Annotated in this window: 19 protein-coding genes; 10 read left to right on the top strand and 9 right to left on the bottom strand. The window is 58.9% G+C overall.

Translation table 11 applies throughout. The features are described from left to right. Positions 1–157 precede the first annotated feature (157 nt). Positions 158–1525 carry a wax ester/triacylglycerol synthase family O-acyltransferase gene (locus ABNF92_RS10035; protein WP_349342053.1) on the top strand — a complete coding sequence of 456 codons (1368 nt, stop codon included), beginning with the start codon at positions 158–160 and terminating at the stop codon, positions 1523–1525. A 9-nt stretch (positions 1526–1534) separates the two neighbouring features. Here the strand turns inward: ABNF92_RS10035 and ABNF92_RS10040 are convergent, their stop codons facing one another. Further along, positions 1535–1942 carry a TM2 domain-containing protein gene (locus tag ABNF92_RS10040; protein WP_349342054.1) on the bottom strand — a complete coding sequence of 136 codons (408 nt, stop codon included), beginning with the start codon at positions 1940–1942 and terminating at the stop codon, positions 1535–1537. A 363-nt stretch (positions 1943–2305) separates the two neighbouring features. After that, positions 2306–3412, bottom strand: a complete 1107-nt coding sequence (locus tag ABNF92_RS10045; RefSeq protein WP_136630420.1) for an AraC family transcriptional regulator — start codon at positions 3410–3412, stop codon at positions 2306–2308. A gap of 225 nt (positions 3413–3637) precedes the next feature. Here ABNF92_RS10045 and ABNF92_RS10050 point away from each other — a divergent pair, with 225 nt between their 5' ends. Further along, the gene (locus ABNF92_RS10050; RefSeq protein WP_069182549.1) at positions 3638–4543 is read left to right on the top strand and encodes a metal-dependent hydrolase; all 906 of its coding nucleotides are present in this window, start codon (positions 3638–3640) and stop codon (positions 4541–4543) included. Positions 4544–4675: 132 nt separating this feature from the next. On the opposite strand, the gene ABNF92_RS10055 is transcribed toward ABNF92_RS10050, so the two are convergent. From ABNF92_RS10055 to ABNF92_RS10065, 3 genes are all read right to left on the bottom strand, one after another. Next, a complete protein-coding gene (locus ABNF92_RS10055) occupies positions 4676–5461 on the bottom strand; it encodes a class II glutamine amidotransferase (protein ID WP_349342055.1) in 786 nt (261 codons plus the stop codon). 48 nt (positions 5462–5509) lie between these two features. Next, positions 5510–6610, bottom strand: coding sequence for a GGDEF domain-containing protein (locus ABNF92_RS10060; protein ID WP_349342056.1), 1101 nt, complete (start codon positions 6608–6610; stop codon positions 5510–5512). 106 nt (positions 6611–6716) lie between these two features. After that, a complete protein-coding gene (locus tag ABNF92_RS10065) occupies positions 6717–7532 on the bottom strand; it encodes an SDR family NAD(P)-dependent oxidoreductase (protein WP_349342057.1) in 816 nt (271 codons plus the stop codon). A gap of 205 nt (positions 7533–7737) precedes the next feature. Here ABNF92_RS10065 and ABNF92_RS10070 point away from each other — a divergent pair, with 205 nt between their 5' ends. Both ABNF92_RS10070 and ABNF92_RS10075 read left to right on the top strand, forming a co-directional pair. Then, positions 7738–8196 carry a nodulation efficiency, NfeD-like protein gene (locus ABNF92_RS10070; protein WP_069182545.1) on the top strand — a complete coding sequence of 153 codons (459 nt, stop codon included), beginning with the start codon at positions 7738–7740 and terminating at the stop codon, positions 8194–8196. A gap of 2 nt (positions 8197–8198) precedes the next feature. Next, positions 8199–9233 (top strand): SPFH domain-containing protein, encoded by a 1035-nt coding sequence (locus ABNF92_RS10075; RefSeq protein WP_136630425.1) that lies wholly within the window; start codon positions 8199–8201, stop codon positions 9231–9233. A gap of 14 nt (positions 9234–9247) precedes the next feature. Here ABNF92_RS10075 and yfbR read toward each other — a convergent pair whose 3' ends face one another. After that, entirely contained in the window at positions 9248–9841 is a 594-nt protein-coding gene (gene yfbR / locus ABNF92_RS10080; RefSeq protein ID WP_222465835.1) for a 5'-deoxynucleotidase, read from the bottom strand. A gap of 106 nt (positions 9842–9947) precedes the next feature. Between yfbR and ABNF92_RS10085 the strand changes: the two genes are divergently transcribed. Beyond that, entirely contained in the window at positions 9948–10772 is an 825-nt protein-coding gene (locus tag ABNF92_RS10085) for a transporter substrate-binding domain-containing protein (protein ID WP_349342058.1), read from the top strand. A gap of 2 nt (positions 10773–10774) precedes the next feature. Here the strand turns inward: ABNF92_RS10085 and ABNF92_RS10090 are convergent, their stop codons facing one another. Together ABNF92_RS10090 and ABNF92_RS10095 are read right to left on the bottom strand one after the other, a co-directional pair. Next, positions 10775–13600 carry a DUF748 domain-containing protein gene (locus tag ABNF92_RS10090; RefSeq protein ID WP_349344076.1) on the bottom strand — a complete coding sequence of 942 codons (2826 nt, stop codon included), beginning with the start codon at positions 13598–13600 and terminating at the stop codon, positions 10775–10777. 79 nt (positions 13601–13679) lie between these two features. Then, positions 13680–14966 (bottom strand): MHYT domain-containing protein, encoded by a 1287-nt coding sequence (locus tag ABNF92_RS10095; protein WP_349342059.1) that lies wholly within the window; start codon positions 14964–14966, stop codon positions 13680–13682. A gap of 233 nt (positions 14967–15199) precedes the next feature. Here ABNF92_RS10095 and pdxH point away from each other — a divergent pair, with 233 nt between their 5' ends. Genes pdxH through ABNF92_RS10120 form a run of 5 tightly spaced genes read left to right on the top strand, consistent with a single transcriptional unit; the run spans position 15200 to position 17995 of the window. Continuing rightward, a complete protein-coding gene (gene pdxH, locus ABNF92_RS10100) occupies positions 15200–15835 on the top strand; it encodes a pyridoxamine 5'-phosphate oxidase (RefSeq protein ID WP_069182540.1) in 636 nt (211 codons plus the stop codon). Further along, a complete protein-coding gene (locus ABNF92_RS10105; protein ID WP_209399303.1) occupies positions 15804–16562 on the top strand; it encodes a 4'-phosphopantetheinyl transferase superfamily protein in 759 nt (252 codons plus the stop codon). The genes pdxH and ABNF92_RS10105 overlap by 32 nt, the downstream gene beginning before the upstream one ends. A 33-nt stretch (positions 16563–16595) precedes the next feature. After that, positions 16596–17177 carry a DNA-3-methyladenine glycosylase I gene (locus ABNF92_RS10110; RefSeq protein WP_349342060.1) on the top strand — a complete coding sequence of 194 codons (582 nt, stop codon included), beginning with the start codon at positions 16596–16598 and terminating at the stop codon, positions 17175–17177. A 57-nt stretch (positions 17178–17234) separates the two neighbouring features. After that, positions 17235–17540, top strand: a complete 306-nt coding sequence (locus ABNF92_RS10115) for a DUF6482 family protein (RefSeq protein ID WP_069182537.1) — start codon at positions 17235–17237, stop codon at positions 17538–17540. Further along, entirely contained in the window at positions 17537–17995 is a 459-nt protein-coding gene (locus tag ABNF92_RS10120; protein ID WP_153634214.1) for a DUF3429 domain-containing protein, read from the top strand. The genes ABNF92_RS10115 and ABNF92_RS10120 overlap by 4 nt, the downstream gene beginning before the upstream one ends. A 33-nt stretch (positions 17996–18028) precedes the next feature. Here the strand turns inward: ABNF92_RS10120 and ABNF92_RS10125 are convergent, their stop codons facing one another. Continuing rightward, entirely contained in the window at positions 18029–19027 is a 999-nt protein-coding gene (locus ABNF92_RS10125; RefSeq protein ID WP_349342061.1) for a sigma-70 family RNA polymerase sigma factor, read from the bottom strand. Positions 19028–19161: the final 134 nt, after the last annotated feature.

Here is a 19161-nt window from a genome sequence, read left to right on the forward strand (position 1 = left end):
GCAATTACTAACCTTAGTTCATGGCTTACGTTGAAAAACCCCGTCCGGACCTTGGACACGGTTTGGCCCATCCGGGTGAGGGAATGCGAACCGGGGTCAATTCCGTTGCCAGCTATCTGAGCTACTATTGTGGCAACACAAATTACAAGGACGCCCCGTGAAACCTCTCAGCCCGACGGATCAGCTTTTTCTATGGCTGGAAAAGCGGCAGCAGCCCATGCATGTGGGCGGTCTTCAGCTGTTTTCTTTTCCCGAGGACGCACCGGACGATTACGTCGCCCAGCTCGCCGACCGGCTCAGGCAATTCACCAAAGTAACGCCGCCGTTCAACCAGCGCCTGGATTACCGGTTCGGCCAGCCAGTCTGGGTGGAAGACGAGCATCTGGATCTGGAGCACCACTTCCGTTTCGAAGCGCTACCGACCCCGGGACGGGTAAGAGAGCTGTTGTCGTTTGTTTCGGCGGAACATTCCCACCTGATGGACCGGGAGCGACCACTGTGGGAGTTCCATCTGATTGAAGGGCTGGGGGAGCGCCAGTTTGCCGTCTATATCAAGGTACATCATGCCCTCGTGGACGGCGTATCGGCCATGCGGATGGTCACCCAGATGCTTTGCCAGGATACCGGCGAGCGGGACATGCCGCCGATCTGGGCCATGCCACCCCGCCCGTCCCGTGAAAAGGAGGAGGGTGGCCCCTCCCTGTGGCGCAGTGTCGGCCATCTGCTGGGCGAATCCGGCAAGCAGCTGGGCACCGTGCCCACCGTCGCCCGGGAACTGCTGCGAACCATCAACAATGCTCGAAAAGACCCGGCCTATTCCTCCATATTCCACGCACCCCGCAGCATCCTGAACCAGAAGATCACCGGCTCCCGGCGCTTCGCAGCGCAATCCTATGAACTCAGTCGGATAAAGGCGGTGTGTAAAACCTACGGAACCACGGTGAATGATGTAGTGATGGCCATGTGCGCCACCGCGTTGCGCAGCTACCTGATGAACCAGGACGCCTTGCCGGAGAAACCACTGATCGCCATGGTGCCGGTGTCACTGCGCAAGGATGACAGCTCCGGTGGCAACCAGGTGGGCGTGATCCTTGCCTCCCTGCACACCGACGTTACCAGCCCGGTTACCCGGCTGATGCAGATCCACGAGGATGTTAAGGCTGCAAAAGACCGATACGCCGACATGTCCCCGGAGGAGATCATCAATTACACCGCCCTGACCCTGGCGCCGGCGGCGTTCCATCTGCTTACCGGCATGGCTCCGAAATGGCAGACCTTCAATGTGGTCATTTCCAACGTGCCTGGGCCGCGGGAGACTTGCTACTGGAACGGTGCCATGATGGACGGCATGTACCCGGTCTCCATCGCCATGGATCGCCTGGCCCTGAACATGACCTTGACCAGCTACGGCGACCAGGTGGAGTTCGGCCTCATCGGCTGCCGCCGCACGCTACCCAGCCTGCAGCGGATGCTCGACTACCTGGAAGAGGCCCTGGTCGAACTGGAGGCCGCTGCCGGACTGTGAGCAGCTCGATCAGCTGAAGCGGCGTTCCTCGTTACGGATGGAAATCTGGTTGTTCAGGGTCCAGAAGTCGTACAGCACGCCGATCAGGAACAGGCCGCCGGTAAACAGGTAGATGATCCCGGTAATCCACTTGCCCATGTACATTCGATGAATCCCGAACACACCGAGGAAGGTGAGCAGGATCCAGCCGATGTTGTAGCTGACTTCACCTTCCCGGAATCGCAGGTCCGCTTCGCGGTCCATGGCCGGGATCAGGAACAGGTCGATGATCCAGCCGATGAACAGCAGCCCCAGGGTAAAGAACCAGATGGTGCCGGTAACGGGTTTGCCGTAGTAAAACCTGTGGGAACCAAGGAATCCGAAGATCCAGAGCAGGTAGCCGATCAGTTTGCTGTGAGTGTCTGGCCTTTGGGTCATGTTCGTTTTCATCCTTTTGGGTTGGTGTCTGGTTTCAATTATGGCCCTAGCCTGGTTGATTTGGGGGCTGGCCGGGGGGAAGGAATATTTTCCCTCGGGAAAAACAACTCGCTTCGCTCAGACATCTTTTTCCTGTCGGGAAAATATTCCTTCCCCCCGTCCGTCCACACATTGTGGCATAGGAAAGAAAAGACAAATTAAGACAGAGCAATAAAAATAAGACGGCAATCTCGTCTGTCAGCAGGGCGTGGGGTGGGGCTTTATTTTTTCGGGGAAAAAATGTCTGAGCGAAGCGAGTTGTTTTTACCCGAAAAAATAAAGCCCCGCCCTGCGACCACGCTCCCAAACGTGAGGTCCCTGAAATTAGGGCCCCACCTCGGGCGCAGGGTCCGGACCACCCTCACGAAACTCGCTGGCCGACTTACCGGTCCACTTACGAAAAGCCCGGCTGAAGTTGGACAGGTCCGCATAACCCAGCTCATAGGCAATCTCGCTGACGGACTGGTTGGTATAGCGGAGTAACTGGATCGCCCGGTCTTTCAGAACCGACTCGAGGATTTCACGGTAGCTGGTATCGCGGTCGGCCAGCCGGCGTTTCAGGGTTCTGGACGAGACGCAGAAACGCTCGGCCATGGCTTCCAGGGACGGCAAGGGGCCGGGCATCATCCGGAGCATGTTCCGGATGGCCAGGACAATGTCACCCTGCTCTTTCAGGGCCTTCTGGAGCTCGAACTCACACTGATCTCGGGCCATGCGGGAGGCTTCGGCGTCGGCCAAGCGCATGCGCACTTCCAGAAGCTCCCGGGGGAACACCATCATTTCATCCGGCTGGCCGTATTCGAATCGGACCGGTAGCTGGTTCGCAAACTGCCGGTAGCAGGGCGGCTCCGGCGCGCTCAGGCGAACGGTGACGCCAGGGAGCTTGCCGTCTTCCAAAGCAAAGCCGTGTCTGGCAGCGTCTTCCCGGTCCAGGAGCTGTTCGGTCAGCAGGATCAGGGTGGCGCTCACGGTCTCGGCGAGAAACGGATAGAGGCCGGGCACTTCGAATTCGGTGCACAGCTTTACCAGCACCTGATCCCCTGCTTCGGACTGGCTCATACTGAGGAACGGCACCCGCAAATGCAGGTAACGGCGCACGGAATCCAGGGCATCGGCGAAGGTGGGGCTGGTGAGGGCCGCGAAGCCCAGGGTGCCGTGAATGGTCAGGCGCAGTTCGCGGGCCAGCATGAAACTGAGACCGTCCTGCCCGGCCAGGTTCACGGCCCGCTTGGCCATGATGATGGCATCGGTGACAAAGACCCGGCTGTCGTTGGACTTGAGATCGTCCGGGGAGAATTCGAGCCCTTCATAGAGTGACCGGTCGTTATACCCCAGTTGCCGGACGGTTTCGGCCAAGACCCGCAGGTAAGCGCCCGGCACCAGGAACAATCCCAGCATCTGCCGTTCTTTGTCCGGACCGGTTGGGCTCATTGGCATTCCTTATTATTGGGGTGGCTGAAGCACTTCAACTGACTCTATCAGATGCCTCTTGCCGCTACAGTGGGGCCCGGTACACCATGCTCGCCGTCAGCATGGCCAATCAAATCCCGGGCCGTGTCCCATCCTGATCGACTGGCGTCCCATTTGCGCATTCCTGCCCGACGTTGACTGCCCCACACTGGAGCCATGACATCAGCCAGAGTGAGGAGTACACACATGCTGAGCAACAAAACCGCAGAAAACAAAGCGGCTCCCGTTACCCGGGCCTCAAACACCCCGGACAACGTCACCATCACCGCCCAGCGCATGGGGTTCGAGTTCGGTGAACAGGTTCCCCGCTACTGGGTCGATAACAGCTACACCATCAGCCACATCATGAATGCGCTCTCGGTACTGTTTCCCCAGGGCGAGCAGTTCTTTGTCGATTCGGTAAGGGCGTTCCGGGACAAGATCTCCGATCCCAAACTCAAAGAGGAAATACGCGGGTTCATTGGCCAGGAGGCCATGCACTCCCTGGAGCACATCGCCATGAACCAGCATGTTCGTGACCAGGGCATGCCGGTTGAGGAACTGGAAAAACACCTGGAGGTGGTCCTCGGCATTGCCAAGAAACTGCCCAAGCGTCACCAGCTGGCCATAACCTGTGCCCTGGAGCACCTGACCGCCATGATGGCCGACATGCTTCTGGAGCGGGACGATGTCCGTCAGGACATGGACGAGTCCATGCGCCCGCTATGGGTCTGGCACGCGATTGAAGAGACCGAGCACAAGGCGGTTGCCTATGACGTTTTCCAGGCGGCCGGCGGCACCTACGCCGAAAGAACCTTTTATCTCGCCTTCAGCACCGCCGCCCTGGGTGTCATGAGCACCTACTTCACCAGCCGGATGATGCTGAACGACCGCAAGAACTTTTCTCTGAAAGATACCGCTTCAGGTCTCTGGCGCCTCTGGGGCCTGAACGGCACTTTCTCCAGCCTGATTCCCACCTGGCTGGAGTACTTCAAACCCGGTTTCCACCCCTGGGATCACGACAACAGCGACCTGATTGCCCGTTTCAAAGAGGAGATCCAGGCGCACATCGCACCGCAATACAAGAAAGGTAATCGCAGGACGCTTCAGTAAACCACGGAAGCAACTCCCAGCCCTGAAGGGAAGCGGGTGGGGAGGTCTTTGTGCAGGGAAAATGATGTCTGAGCACAGCGAGTTGCCTTTTCCCGGAAGAAAGACCTCCCCGCCCGATTCCCAACTCCCGGGTCAGGCATTCGGCTCAGCGACGCCGGATCGAATGACTTCTCCTTTCTTCCATAACCGCCATTCACTCGGCTGGTAGACATCCCACTTTTCATCGGTGGTCAGTGGCTCCGTCACAATCACGCTGACGATATCGTTTGGCGTCGTCTCCGATTCAAAGTCCACCGTCACGTCCGCGTCTTTCAGGCGAGCAGGACCGAACGGAGCCCTTCGGGTAATGCTGGCCATCTTGGTGGTGCAGTAGGTAAACAGCCAGTCGCCGTTACTCAGCAGGAGGTTGAAAACGCCCTGGCTGGCATAGGCCTTTGAGAGGATCACGAGCCGATCAATGATATCGTCGGTGGGGGTGTTCCGGTCGCAATGGCTGCGTAAGTGGTTAAGGATGTCGCAGAACAGGGCTTCACTATCAGTGGTGCCGACCGGCTCGTAAAAGCCCGGCGTTGAGCGGAAGCCGGACAACTGGCCGTTATGGGCGAACACCCAGTAGCGGCCCCAGAGTTCGCGCATGAACGGATGGGTATTGGCCAGGCAGATGTCGCCGACGTTTGCCTGGCGGATGTGGCAGATGGCTACTTCGCTCTTGATCGGGTGGGTCTGGACCACTTCGGCGATTCGGGAACTGGCGCTGGCATCGGCGTCGTGGAAGGCCCGGACGCCTTTGCCCTCGTAGAAGGCCACACCCCAACCGTCCTTGTGGGGGCCGGTCTGGCCGCCGCGGCGGGTGAGGCCGGTGAAGCTGAAACACAGGTCAGTGGGCGTATTGGCGCTCATGGCCAGCAGTTCACACATGGGCTAGGTCAATCTTGCAAGGAAATGATGGCCCCAAGAATACCGCAATCAGCCTGCTTCGACAGTCAGAATCTCGAGCTGGCGTGGGTTGTGACCAGCCCCCACAACCCGATTTCGACCGGCCCGCTTGCCACTGTACAGCCAGCGGTCCGCAACCCGGAGCAGGCCTTCAGCTTCCCGGCCGTGATCTGGCCACTGGGCAACCCCGAAGGAGGCGGTCACCCGGATACGGGCATCACCATAGGGCAAATCGCGTTCAGCAATCCGCTGGCGCAGCTCATCCATCAGGACAAACGCATCCGCCGGCTTCACATCCCGCAGAATCAGGCCGAACTCCTCGCCACCGAGGCGGCCGACGAAGTCCGTGTTTCTCAGGCGCTCGGTCAGGCATCGGCTGATGTTTTTGAGAACATAGTCTCCGGCCTCGTGGCCCAGGGTGTCGTTCACAAGCTTGAAGTGGTCAATGTCCATGACCACGAGAGCAAAACCGGCTCCGCTGCGATCACACTCGGCGATGGTCCGATTCAATGTGCCCTGGAAATTGCTGCGATTGGCGAGACCGGTCAGCGCATCAGTCTGGGCCATATCCACCAGGCGCTGCTCGGCCTCTTCGCGGCGGCCCTCATACAAGTGAATGAAGGCCAGCATCAGGGCACCGCACAACACCATGTTGAGCAGATCGATCATCGCGTGGGGGCTGCCGACCTGGCCAAGGTGGATGTAGTAGATAACGCCGCCGACGATCATGAAGGGCGCGCTGAGAATCATGCCTTCTTTCTTGCCGAGCAGCAGGTAGGCAAGAACCGGCATCATCAGCACCCAGACGAAAGCGGACACCGAGGCTTCTGGCAGCAGCATTATCACGAGGAAAAATGCGAACAGAGGCACCAGATAGGCATAAACCCATTGCTGCAGGTAGGGCGTGGATTTCAGGCGCCAGACGCCGAAAAACAGCAACGCGCTGGCACAGAGTTCACCAATGCCCACCCAGAGGAAACCATTGAGAATCTGCAGGCATGCGAAAACCACCAGTGCCGAGCCAGTGATCAGAAAAAGCAGCCGCATCAACGAGCGGCGATGGCTGTCGCGCAGACCTGAGCGGCTCTGTTCCAGTGTGGCCCCCAGGTCGGAATGGTGAGGCGTATTCATGCTGACTCTTCCTTGGATCAGCTTACGAGTATAGCCCCGAAACACTGTTTGTAAAATGTACAGCAGGCCCGGTTCTTCACGGGCCCCTGACACTCAGCCGCACGCATCAGACATACAGGTTCTTGCGGGAGAAGCGTTCCACCAAAGGCTGATAAGCCGAACCCAGCAGACGGTTGATGGCGTCGATACCCCAGGCGTCCGGGCCTACCAGGATGCGGGACTCGTTCTTGAGGATGCCTTTCACAATGGTCTCCGCCGCTTTCTCGGGCGTGGTCATGGCGAGCTTGTCGAAACCCTTGCGCTGGGCGACGGCATTCTCGGACTTGCCCATACGCGCGGCATTGGCAATGTTGGTGCGGATGCCACCGGGGTGCACACAACTCACCGCCACCGGCTGGTTTTCCAGCTTCATTTCCTGCCTGAGGGCTTCGGTGAATCCGCGTACCGCAAACTTGGCGGCGTTGTAGGCGCTCTGTTTGGGCACGCCGATCAGTCCGAACACGCTGGACACATTCACCACATGGCCATCGCCCGAGGCAATCAGATGTGGCAGGAAGGCACGGGTGCCGTGGGCAACACCCCAGAAGTCAATGTCCATGACCCATTTGAAGTCCTCGTCGGTCATCTCACGTACCGTTGCAGACAGTGCCACACCCGCATTGTTGATGACCAGATTGACCTGACCAAAGTCTTTTACAACCTCCTCGGCATGGGCAAAGATGGCATCCCGATCCGAGACATCCAGCCGGTAGGTCTTCACGTCGGCATTCCCTAGCGCTTCCGCCGTTTCCGCCAGGCCGGCCTCATTGACGTCAGACAGCGCCAGCCGGCAGCCCAGGTCCGCCAGGGACTTCGCGAGCGCGCGTCCGATACCCGAGCCGGCACCGGTAACAACGGCAACTTTGTTCTTCAGATTCTTCATGGTCACGGACCTCTTGTTGTGTGCTCTGGCAATTAAAGCAGATACTCTAACAATTGCCCGTCCGGGGGATATGGCTTTAGTGAACCAGGCCACATGGCACTCCGGCCACCCTCTGACGCGGCATCTGCTTTCCGGTACAATCCGTTGCCGACGGCCGGTGCGCGACACCGAGCCTCCCCCTTCCCCAAACCTGTGGATTTTCTTTATGGAATGGAGTCTTACGCATTTCTGGCTGATCCTGGCGCTGGTGCTGAGCCTGGCTGAACTGGCCTCGGGTGTCCTGTTACTTCTGGCCCTGGGCATTGCCGCCGCGCTGACTGCCTTGCTGGCTTTTCTGGGCGTACCATTTGAGTGGCAGCTGGCCGGCATGGGGGTGTTCTCGGGAATCCTGGTGCCTGTCGCCATTCGCTGGATACGACCGCGCTTCTCTCCCAAAGGCGTGGCCTATGGCACGACCGGAACCGGAGTGGAGCAGGGCCGGCGTTACCAGACCCAGAAACGGGATTTCGATGGTGCCACGGGCATCAAGGTCAACGGCGATTTCTATCGCCTGCGGGTCACTGACACCGGAGAAACCGACCTTCCGGAAGGAACCGACGTCATTTTCAAACAGTTTGACGGCACGACCGCCGTTGTTGAGACGATCACACACAAGGAACAGTAAGCATGGAACAGTATCTTTCACCCGGGCTGATCATCAGCCTGATCCTGGTCGCTATTGGCATCTTCATCATTGCCAAGGGACTGGTCATCGTTCGCCAATCCGAAGTCATGGTCATTGAGCGGCTGGGTTCTTTCAATCGCATTCTTGAAAGTGGCGTGAACATCATCATCCCCTTCATCGAGCGGCCACGCCCAATCACCATGATTCGCTACGTCCGCATGGGCGAAGACTACCATCCGGTGATGAGCGATGAGGTCCGGATTGACCGCCGGGAAACGGTTATGGACTTCCCTGGACAGCCGGTGGTGACCACCGACAACGTCACGGTGAAGATCAACGGCGCCCTGTATTACCAGATCATTGACCCGCGCCGGGCCGTTTACGAAGTCGCCAACATGAGCCAGGCGGTGGAGGTTCTGGCCAAAACCACCCTGCGCTCGGTGGTGGGCAAGATGGAGCTGGACAAGCTGTTTGAATCCCGCAGCGAGGTGAACAACGCCATCCAGGCCGAGATGGAAGAGGCCGCTTCCAAGTGGGGCGTCAAGCTTACCCGGGTGGAAGTCCAGGACATCAGCATGCCGGAAGAAGTGGAGGAAGCCATGCGGTTGCAGATGGCTGCAGAGCGCAAGCGCCGGGCCACGGTCACCGAAGCCGAGGGGGAAAAGTCGGCGGCTATCGCCATGGCACAGGGCCAGCGCGAATCCGCCATTCTGAATGCCCAGGGCGACAAGGAGTCGGCCATTCTCCGGGCCCAGGGTGAGCAGGAGTCCATCCGTCTGGTACTCAGCGCAATGGGCGACTCTGAAGAGAACAAGCAGACGGTTATTGGCTACCTTCTGGGCCAGAGCTATATCAAGGTTCTGCCCAATATGGCGAAAGAGGGCGAGCGGGTGTTCGTACCCTACGAATCCTCAGCGCTGCTCGGCTCCATGGGCATGTTCCGCGAACTGGCCGGCAGCCCCGAGGACACGGTTCGCCAGCATCTGCAGCGCGATGGCCTGCGCGGCGGGATGGTCGGCGCGGCAGGCAACAGCTAAGCCCCGAGAACCCGTCAACCCAGGAGATTGTCCAGGGGTTGGTCGTAACTGGGGGCGAATACCTTCAGGAAATAGGCAACCTCTGGCAATCCGTCTTCCTCCAGGCGGTTGCGGATCTGTTGGGCGGCCGGCTCGAACTCCTTGTTGCCGGCCCTGATCTCCGCCTGGCACTTGAGCCACGCCGACAGCCTGTCGGCGGCCTTGATCAGTTCCCGGTCTTCTGCCGGTAGCCGAGACTCCCGAACATAAGGTGAAAAATCCTCTCGCAGGTCCTCTGGCAACAGCGCCAACAGTTCCGCCTCTGCCTTATGCTCGATGTCCCCGAATGCCTCTCGCATCACCTTTGAATGGTATTTCACCGGTGTCGGCATATCACCGGTAATCACCTCCGTCGCATCATGGTAAAGCGCTGCTGCGGCAATACGGTCGGCGTTCACCTGGCCACCGAAATGCCGGTTGCGGATGATGGCAAGCGCATGGGCCAGGGTTGCCACCTCCCAGGAATGGGTAGCCACATTCTCCTCAATGGCATTGCGCATCAGCCCCCAACGCTTGATCCAACGCAAGCGGGAGACATAGGCGAAAAAGTGGCTGGCAACATTACCCATCGGTTACAGACCTGTTTTGCATTAGTTCATAATCTTTTGCTTCAGGTACACAAAATCCCCATGGTATTCTGAATACGTATTCAATTGTTACATAACCGGGAATATTGTGTCCGCTCGATCCCACATTCTGAGACTACTGGCCACCCTTGCTGCCTCTATTATGCTGGCAACGGCGCCGATTCAGGCAGATGAAACCGAAATCACTGTGGGCGTTTACCATTTTCCCCCGATCGCCAGTGTTGACGGTAGCGGGCAAGCCACAGGCCTGCTGGGCGACCTGCTTCAGGAACTCGAACACGCCCACCCAACGGTCTCCTTCCAGGTGTTTCATACCTCTCCCAAGCGCCGATACCTGGATTTCGATGCCGGGCTCTACGACGTTATCTTCTTTGAAAGCCCAGACTGGGGCTGGACAGAGAAGGACGTGGACATCACCCGTCCAATCCTGGCCGACGAAGAACTGTACGTCGCTCTCAAAAAGGACGGCAGAGATTCCTCATTCTTCGATGATCTGAACAAGCGATCCATCGTCGCTATTTCCGGCTATCACTACGGTTTTACCGGGTACGAAACCGACAACTCCGTGCTGGAGCAGAAATTCGACATCGAATTTTCCGACAGCCACAGCCGCAACATAAATCTGATAAAGGCCGATCGGCCTTCCGTTGCGGAAGTTGCGATTGTCAGTCACTCCTACCTGCAGCGGCACCTGGCCAGGCATCCGGAAGACTGGGACAAACTGCTGATATCGAGTGAACCGGACCAGCGCTACCAGCTCAGGATCATTGCCCGGAAGGGCGGCGCCGCCAGTGCAGACCAGATGCTCGAACTGTTGGCGCCACCGGTGGACAATGGCCGATACCGGCAACTCGTCGAAAACTGGGGGCTCCAGTTACCAGCGGGCTTTCTGACCAGCTTCGAGGCACCCTGAGGTCAACGCACATCCAGGTTAAAGGCGACGATCACGTTACCTTCGCCACCCACTTCGGCATTACGGGCCGGATCGAGCAGGAATAGCTGATCAGCCGGTACTCCGTGCGTTTGCTGCAGGACATTCCGCAAGGTTACCCCTCGTGAGGAGGCCAGGTTACTCAATGCTTCCGGCGCCAGTGACCGCTCACCGGCCAGATAGGCTTCCCGGGCCTCCTGCCACTCTTCCTCGGACAGTTCCTGTTCACCACCAGCGGTCAGATCGTCCCGCAACAGCGCAAGTCCGTCAGCCTGGGGCTCAACATTACCCCGAATATTCAGCAACAGGTCCGGGCGTTCCAGCAAGGCGTCCGCCAACGCCGCCAGCTTTTCGGCCTCACCCTCGGCCAGCTGGATACTGCCGGGAACAAAGCTCACCTTGCCCAACTCTTCCCCGCTCAACCCGGCCAGCTCCGCAATCGAACCAAGCATACTGAACGGTGACGCCGCGGCCTTCGCCAACAGGTTTACGAATGCCCGCATCACCACCTTGCCGACACTGAAGTCCGGGTCGGACAGGTCGCCGCTGATCGGCAGGTCCACTTCAATAACCCCTTTGCTGTCCCTGAGCAGGGCCAGACCCAGTTTGACCGGCGCATTGACGGCGTCGTCGCTGGCTATGGCGGAACCCAGTTCCAGCCGATCCATCACCACCAGGTTGGAGGCATCGATTCGTGAGCCGGCAATCTCGTAATCCAGGTTAAGATTCAGCTTGCCACTGTCCACGCCGTAGCCCAGGTATCGCCCGAAATACGGCGACAGCGCCGGTAGCGACAGATCCTGCATGATCAACCGGAGATCGCTGACATCCTCGGTGCCGAGGGTCCCAATGGTGCCTTCAAAATCGAGGTCCGCCACGCCGCCGACCCGGCCCCTTATGGATACCTTGCCCTGCTGCGGGGAAATGTTGCTCAATCCGGTTACGCTGCCATTCAGCTCACCAAGCGATGTGGTGAAGGCGGGATCCAGCGTACGATCGGTGTAGGCCAGCTCACCGTTCTCAAGCATCAGCTGTCCAATGCGGAAAATGAATTCGGGCTCGGAGTCGCCGGTTCCCTCTGCGGCCTCCGGGGCCGGTTCTTGTTCCCCGGCGGAACCGGCCCCCTTGGCAATGCGCTCCACGTTATGGACGCTGTTGGTATTGCGGACAATGTTGATCCTCGGCTGGCCCAGGGTCACAGTGCCGATTTCCAACCGGGCAGGGTGGACGTTGTATTCAATCGGCGCCAGGCGCAACGTTTGCCATGACACCAGCGATCCGGAACTGTCAGGCAGTTTCAGGTCCAGGCCGGCCACTTCCGCAGTTCCGCTGAAGGTGCCGGTGAGCGGGTCCTGTTGGCCATCGAGGTCCAGATTGCCATCGAGGCCCAGAGTACCGTTGGTTATGGCGAGGTTGGCACCCTCCTGCACGTATGGCTCGAAGGCCGCCAGCGCGACACCGCTCCCGGATATGGCCGCTTCCAGGGTAAATGGCGCGGGCGTAACCTGGCCATTCAGCGACAACTGCCCACCACTGGCCAGGGTTCCCCGGGCTTCGTAAGTAACCGGTTCCTCCAGCTCGTGACTTATCCGCCCTACCGAAACCGAGAGTTGCTCAAGAGCAATTTCAGCCGCCGTCTCCGGCTGACTGTCCTGCCAGAAAACCCGACCGTCGGAGAGCGCCAGGCCCGCGACTGACCAGCGGAACGGCTGCCCGGCAGACGATGCGTCGTCTGCGCTTTCAGCCTCTCCCTGTTCGGAGGCCAGCGGCGCCAACCAGTCGATTTCCCCCGCTGCACTGCGCGCCAGGGCGAGATCGAGCTTGTCCAGGGACACCTGGCCGATACGGACCTCCCTCCGGTTGAGGTCGAAACCGATGGCATCCACCGACAGCAGGGCGTTCGTCAGCCTGGCCTGATCACTCTGCTCATCCAGGGCGACGGCAAGATTCTCGAGTTTCAGCTGACCGTTGGTCGTTTCCAGGTAAAAGGCGTCTCCGGCCTGGATTTCATAGTCCGAGCTGAGAGTAACGCTGCCGCCACGCAGGTCGTAGGGGAAAAACGGCGCCAGAAAGTGCGCCAGGGTTTCATAGCCCACCGCCGACACTTTGAGGGTACCGTTGGAATAGAATGGCGCGACACTCAGATCCCCTTGCCACTCGACCGTCTGGCTACCCAAAGCCGCCAGCAGGGAGTAATCGCTGTCCTGCCCTTCCCGTTGCCAGGTGGCGAGGTCGTTCAGTGTCAGATCCAGCGGGGTAATCCGAAACTCTGCCATTTCCTGCTTGGTGAAGTCCCGGAACAGCATTTCGCCGCCGTTCAGCGCAATTTGACCAAAATAGAGCCTGGGTGGGCCGGTTTCCTCGGCTTGCGCGGACGGGCGCTCGTCCTGAACGGCCTTCGGATTGGCCGCCTGCCAGTCCCTGGCAAAATTAACGCTGTAATCCTCCAGGAGGTCTACCCGAACGTAAGGCTCGTCCAGCTGAATACCTTCAAAACCGGCAATTCCCCGAATCAGCTGGAAAAAATTCATGTCCACCATGAGCCGGTCAAAGCCAACCACCTGCTCGCCATCCGCATCGGCCGCAGACAGTCCCAGAGCTTCTACCCGAAGGGTAAAGGGATTGGTACGGATATCGGTGATTTCTGCCTGCCAGCCCATGCGCTGGTCCAGCTGCTCTGGCACCAGCCGCTCCAGCCACCAGGGAAGCAGCAGGAACCCTGCCAGGGTGTACAGAATCAGAAGTGCCAGGAATCCGATCAACAGATTCCTGGGCATGCGACTGCTTTTACGGCTCTGGGCCACAGACATCTCCTTATAACCGGCGGATTCCCGGGGCAATCTTGCCCACCTGCCTGTCCACAAGGATAGTCGGCCTTGTGCCGGTTTGTCAGCTCTGGAGCTTATGACCCGGTAACACCAGCTCCGGGTCAGTGACCATGTTGGAAAACTGGCCAATCTCTTCGGGGTCTCTTGGTACCATGGCAGCGCGGACCAGCTTGCGCGTTGAATTTCCGGTTGCCGGGTAAGCAGACTGGCCGACACGCCAGGTGACCGGCATAGCCGGAGTACCAATACGCTCATTGATCTGGCGGAGCCGTTTGTACATGAACGCGTGCTGGCTGTCCTCATGATCGGGCACCAGGGCAAAGAAGGCGCTGGCTGAATACCGGGCCAGATAGACCGGGTCCGACATCTGGTCAAGCAGCGCCGCACTGATTTCCTTGACCACCGTATTCAGCGATTCCTCACCCATGCCGCTGGAAAGCTCCCGGAAGTTGGCAATATCCAGATAAATCAGGGCAAACGGGTTACCGCCGGCGTTGTCCCGGGCAAGGATATCCAGCAGACGTTCCTCCAGTGCTGAACGGTTGGGCAGGCCGGTCACCGTGTCGACAAAGGCCAACTCTGCCACTCGCTGATCCTCTTCCGCCTTGCGTACGGCGGCGTCACGCTGATGTTTTACATCGAGAACAGTCACCACCAATGCAACGCCGAGCAGGGCTGCACAGAAGAGGGCCAGAGGGATCCCCATCCAATCACCGCGCAAGCCATTGTCAGCGGCAGGGACAGCGCCTTCAGGGAAAATCATCGCCATCATACCGGTGTAGTGCATGCCACAGATTGCTGCAGCCATCACCAGGGCTGCCACAAACTGAATGGCCAGGGATCCCGCTCCGTCCATGCCCTGAAGCTTTCGGCACAGGGCAAGCGCGACACCGGATGCGACAACGGCAATCACGATGGAAACGGCAAGAAATCCAATGTTGAATGTCGGCGGCGCAGACATTCGCATCGCGTACATTCCCAGGTAATGCATGACAACAATGCCGCCGGCCATGAAGAGCGTCGCACCAGCAAACAGAGGCGCTCCCAATCGCTCCCGCCCGATAATATGCAGGGCAATGCCGGAGGCAACCACAGCCGCGAGCCACGAAACCGCCGTCATCAGGACATCGAACGTCATGGCGACATCCATCGGCATAGCACGCATTCCGACAAAGTGCATGGTCCAGACGCCGGTTCCCATCAACACGGCACCAGCGGCCAGCCATTTTCGGCGCTCGCCGTCTTTGGCGTTGGTCAACCTGGCGCCGAAGAACAGGGCAGCGTACGCAGCCAGCACAGCGACCAGAAAGGAGGCAGCCACAAGGGGCAAATCGTATTCGGACATCATCTCGTTCGACCTTTTATTGGTGTGTTTGAACGGGTCAGGTTTCCCGGTTGCTCAATGCTGACCTATATCAACGTCAGGTTAGATACGGGCTAAGTGTGAATTTGGTCTCATTCTATTGTTGGCTTTATGTAACCGTCTCCGACATAAGCATCGCTGACAGACAGGCCTGAACCCGATATGCTTCGGAATCGTATTTATCGCGGGCCAGTAAAACTCGAATGAGAGGGAGCATTATGGATATCGGCGATATGCGTCGTGATTTCGAGAGTGAAGGGCTGGATCGCGATGCGCTGGACAGTAATCCGGTCAGGCAGTTCCAGGTCTGGTTTGAAGATGCCCGGGAGGCAGGCATTCTCGAGCCCAACGCCATGTCGCTGGCGACCACAGGTCAGGATGGCATGCCGGACCTGCGCACGGTCTTGCTGAAATACTTCGACGACGAGGGTTTTGTCTTCTACACCAACTACGGCAGCCGGAAGGCGCGGGAAATGGAAGAGAACCCCCAGGCAGCCCTGCTATTTCCCTGGATCGGACTGAATCGTCAGGTACGGATCCAGGGCGCCGTTGAGAAGGTAAGCAAGGCAGAATCCCTGCGCTACTTTGCATCACGCCCCCGGGGCAGTCAGATTGGCGCCTGGGTATCCGAACAGAGCAAGGCCATCACGTCCCGAGGGCTGCTCGAACAGAAGGTGGCCGAAATCAAACGCAAATTCAGTGACGGCGAAGTGCCCCTCCCAAGTTTCTGGGGTGGTTATCGCATTGTCCCCGACCGTATCGAGTTCTGGCAGGGCCGGCCCAGCCGGCTCCATGACCGCTTTGAATATGTGAGGGACGGCGATGGCTGGCTCATCCAACGACTTCAGCCCTGATAACCGCCCATCTGTCTGGCTTTGCCACCAGACAGATGGGCCCGAGATCGCCCACCCGGCCTGGCTGACCGACTATGAACGCGAGACCGTAGGCAAATTCAGTGGCCCCCGGGAGCGGGAATACCTGTCCAGTCGCTGGCTTATTCGCCAGGCCATTGGCAAATCCGCCATGGTTCCGCCCAACCATTGCTGCCCGGTGGCCGGCCGCCCTAACGCTTCCGGTACGCCCGAAGGCTGGCGGTTGTCTCTCAGCCATAGCCAGGGCCTCTCCGCCTGCGCCACTCGGGCAGATTCACCCATCGGACTGGATCTCGAGCCCTGCCAGCGCCATGCCCAGTGGCAGAAAGTGGTCAAACGCTGGTTCTCCCCGGTCGAACAGGAATGGCTGTTCCGGGAAGACGACTCGAATACCTTCCTCAAGGTCTGGACCCTCAAAGAAGCCTGGCTGAAGGCAACCGGGCGCGGCATTGCCGGCAACCTCCAGACCCTGGAGGTGCGCAAGAATTTCGAGATCTACGGCGACCAGCCGGAACAGGACTGGCAAGCCGCCTGCTGCTACATTGAGGGCTACCTGGTAACCGTGGTGTTTCGGGGAAGCCGGCCGGTATGGCCGGAAATTACCTTGCTTGAACCGCCGCCCCACGATTTCTCACTGGTGGATGCGGAACCCATCGAGGCCTCCTGGGAGCCACTGTTCCAGCGCACTATCCGTTGCAAAACCCCGTGACTCGGGCCAGACACAGATAAAACAGGTCAGTTTATGGACACCCCGGAACGCTGCCCATGGTGTGGCGACGACCCACTCTACGTGCACTATCACGACACCGTGTGGGGCCGCCCCGAATACGACGATCTCGCCTTGTTCGAAAAACTCTGCCTGGACGGTCAACAGGCCGGCCTGAGCTGGATCACCATCCTGCGAAAACAGGAGAACTATCGCGCGGCTTACGATCACTTCGATCCGGAGAAGATCGTGCGATACGACGAGAGCACGGTTGAGGCGCTGCTCAGCGACCCGGGCATTATCCGCAACCGGCTGAAGGTACAGTCAATCATCAAGAATGCCCGGGGCTATCTGGATTTGCGTGATAAAGGCACAGGGTTCAGTGACTTTCTCTGGTCCTTCGTTGAACACCAGCCGATCCAGAACCGCTGGCGCTCCTTTTCCGAGGTTCCCACGGCCACGCCGGAATCCGAAGCCATGTCGAAAGCCCTGAAACGCGCCGGGTTCACCTTTGTCGGTCCTACCATCGTCTACGCGTTTATGCAGGCAACGGGCATGGTGAACGACCATCTGGTGGCGTGCCCACAACATCGGGAGTGCTATTTACTGAGCCAATGATCTCAATAGGCTGAGGGGTCGTAAGTTCTGGAGTGTTATGAATCACGGAGCTTGTCTGTGCGAATCACCCTCGACCAACTCAGAAGCATGCAGAGTCCGGTAATCGACCTGCTTGAGATCCTTTCGCTTGAGGGCCAACATTACATGGCGCGCCTCAGCATTGATGACCAACCTCTGTTGCTCTCTGAAAAAAACGGCACTACCTCACTGTTCCGAAGCGCCTGGCAAATCCAGGATACCCTGGCTTCTTTTGATATCCGTGAAACCCAGGTTGTGCACCCTTCCGCCTACCACGAAATGGTTGGCATGGAACCTTCAGAAGTTGAACCCATGAGAATCCGGGTTCAGAGGCAGAAACCGTGATTGCAGTAGCAAGACTCGCCATCCTTGTTGGCATCGCGGGGCTGGTTCCTTTTATCGGCCTTCTCGCAGGGCTGTTCTTGATGCCTCAGTACAGCGTGGCGCTGCTGGGCTATTTCTATCTGTACAGTGCCGGTATCCTGGCCTTCATGGCTGGCGTCTACTGGCCCATTGCCATGCAGTTGGACAACTGCTCCTATCCCCTCTCGCCCATCGTTACCATACTGCTTAGCCAGGTATTTTTTGTCTCAGCAGGCCTCGGCTTGCTGTTGCCGGTAACCGGTCAGATTGTGCTCTACACCATCGCCTATCTGGCGCTCTACATGGTGGACGCCCGCTGGATGAAGGTTTACTGGCCCGCCTGGTATTTGCGGCTTCGACTTCTTCTTACCTCGGTGGTTGTAGTTTGTCAGCTCACAGCGGCCGCCTGGTTTTTCCTTCTCCACGCGGCGCACTGAGTCTTTCCGGGAAGTGCGGAGCCTGATGAACGATCAGGCTCCGAAGGCGTCTTCAGGTGTTTCGTAGCGACTTTGCAGTTTCCTCAATGCGGTCTTCTCAATCTGGCGCACCCGCTCCCGGCTGATACCCAGATCATCGGAGATCACCTGCAGGGTTTCCGGTTCCGGCAGACCAAGACCGTAGCGACGCGACAGGATGTCCTTCTCCCGATCACTCAGCTCGCTGAGCATGGATTTGAGCGTCCGTCGGCGATCGCGATCAGACATCGGGTGATCGGGCGCCATCTGATCGCCGGCGTCCAGGCTATCGCCAAGGGTGACCGAACCGTCTTCCACCAGCGGAACATCCGTAGACAGCTCCCTGGTTGCCAGGGCTCTCAGTTCGCCAATCCTGGACGGGCTGGCTTCCATCTCGCGAGCCAGCTCGGTCTGGGACGGCGTCCGACCCAGGCTCTGGTGCAGCCTCAAAGACAGCTTCTGCAGCTGACGGATTTCATCGACCACGTTTTCCGGCGTATGCACCAGACGGGTGCCGCGCTGCAGGCAGCGTTTGACCTCCTCACTGATCCACCAGTAGGCGTAGGTGGAGAAGCGGAAGCCCTTGGTGGGATCAAACCGCTCCACGGCCTTGATCAGGCCCACGTTCGCATCCTGAATCAGGTCTGACATGGGGATGCCATGCTGCCCGTAGCGACGGGCGATGTGCACCGCCAGGCGCAGGTTGCTCTGGATGAGCTTGCGCCGGCAGGCCGTGGCGAGGTGGAACGCCCGACGACATCGGGAGGAAAACGCACAGGCATCTCCGAGGCTACCAATCACTTCCCGGAACGTCTGCGGGGTTTCCTCCGGAAGGGCCAGTTCGGTACCGATGATTTGGTAACACAGAGTCAGTTTGCGGGAGAGGCGGCGTTCAGCCTCGTCTGTCAACAGTTCATACCGGGACGCATCCCTGAAGTACAGCCCGACCAGGGAATCCCTTTCACCATCGTTGGGCGTTGTCGGAGACGGTCCCAGCCGTTCAGTCGTTCGCATGGCTAAGGTACCGGTCAAAATTTACATCAGGGAATACGACGTGGAGAAGCTGATGGATTTACCGGGGGAGGGTCAGTAAAAACCCACAGGCGACACGAGCGGTCGGCCTGTGGGCATCGCCTGCAAAGCTATGG

Source organism: Marinobacter sp. MMG032, from assembly GCF_040112695.1.
Classification (GTDB): domain Bacteria; phylum Pseudomonadota; class Gammaproteobacteria; order Pseudomonadales; family Oleiphilaceae; genus Marinobacter; species Marinobacter salsuginis.

Bases quoted from the DNA above. Each gene is read 5' to 3' on its own strand.
- ABNF92_RS10040 (WP_349342054.1), bottom strand. From the start codon at position 1,942: ATGACCCAAAGGCCAGACACTCACAGCAAACTGATCGGCTACCTGCTC.
- ABNF92_RS10045 (WP_136630420.1), bottom strand. From the start codon at position 3,412: ATGAGCCCAACCGGTCCGGACAAAGAACGGCAGATGCTGGGATTGTTC.
- ABNF92_RS10050 (WP_069182549.1), top strand. From the start codon at position 3,638: ATGCTGAGCAACAAAACCGCAGAAAACAAAGCGGCTCCCGTTACCCGG.
- ABNF92_RS10055 (WP_349342055.1), bottom strand. From the start codon at position 5,461: ATGTGTGAACTGCTGGCCATGAGCGCCAATACGCCCACTGACCTGTGT.
- ABNF92_RS10060 (WP_349342056.1), bottom strand. From the start codon at position 6,610: ATGAATACGCCTCACCATTCCGACCTGGGGGCCACACTGGAACAGAGC.
- ABNF92_RS10065 (WP_349342057.1), bottom strand. From the start codon at position 7,532: ATGAAGAATCTGAAGAACAAAGTTGCCGTTGTTACCGGTGCCGGCTCG.
- ABNF92_RS10070 (WP_069182545.1), top strand. From the start codon at position 7,738: ATGGAATGGAGTCTTACGCATTTCTGGCTGATCCTGGCGCTGGTGCTG.
- ABNF92_RS10075 (WP_136630425.1), top strand. From the start codon at position 8,199: ATGGAACAGTATCTTTCACCCGGGCTGATCATCAGCCTGATCCTGGTC.
- yfbR (WP_222465835.1), bottom strand. From the start codon at position 9,841: ATGGGTAATGTTGCCAGCCACTTTTTCGCCTATGTCTCCCGCTTGCGT.
- ABNF92_RS10090 (WP_349344076.1), bottom strand. From the start codon at position 13,600: ATGTCTGTGGCCCAGAGCCGTAAAAGCAGTCGCATGCCCAGGAATCTG.
- ABNF92_RS10095 (WP_349342059.1), bottom strand. From the start codon at position 14,966: ATGATGTCCGAATACGATTTGCCCCTTGTGGCTGCCTCCTTTCTGGTC.
- pdxH (WP_069182540.1), top strand. From the start codon at position 15,200: ATGGATATCGGCGATATGCGTCGTGATTTCGAGAGTGAAGGGCTGGAT.
- ABNF92_RS10105 (WP_209399303.1), top strand. From the start codon at position 15,804: ATGGCTGGCTCATCCAACGACTTCAGCCCTGATAACCGCCCATCTGTC.
- ABNF92_RS10110 (WP_349342060.1), top strand. From the start codon at position 16,596: ATGGACACCCCGGAACGCTGCCCATGGTGTGGCGACGACCCACTCTAC.
- ABNF92_RS10125 (WP_349342061.1), bottom strand. From the start codon at position 19,027: ATGCGAACGACTGAACGGCTGGGACCGTCTCCGACAACGCCCAACGAT.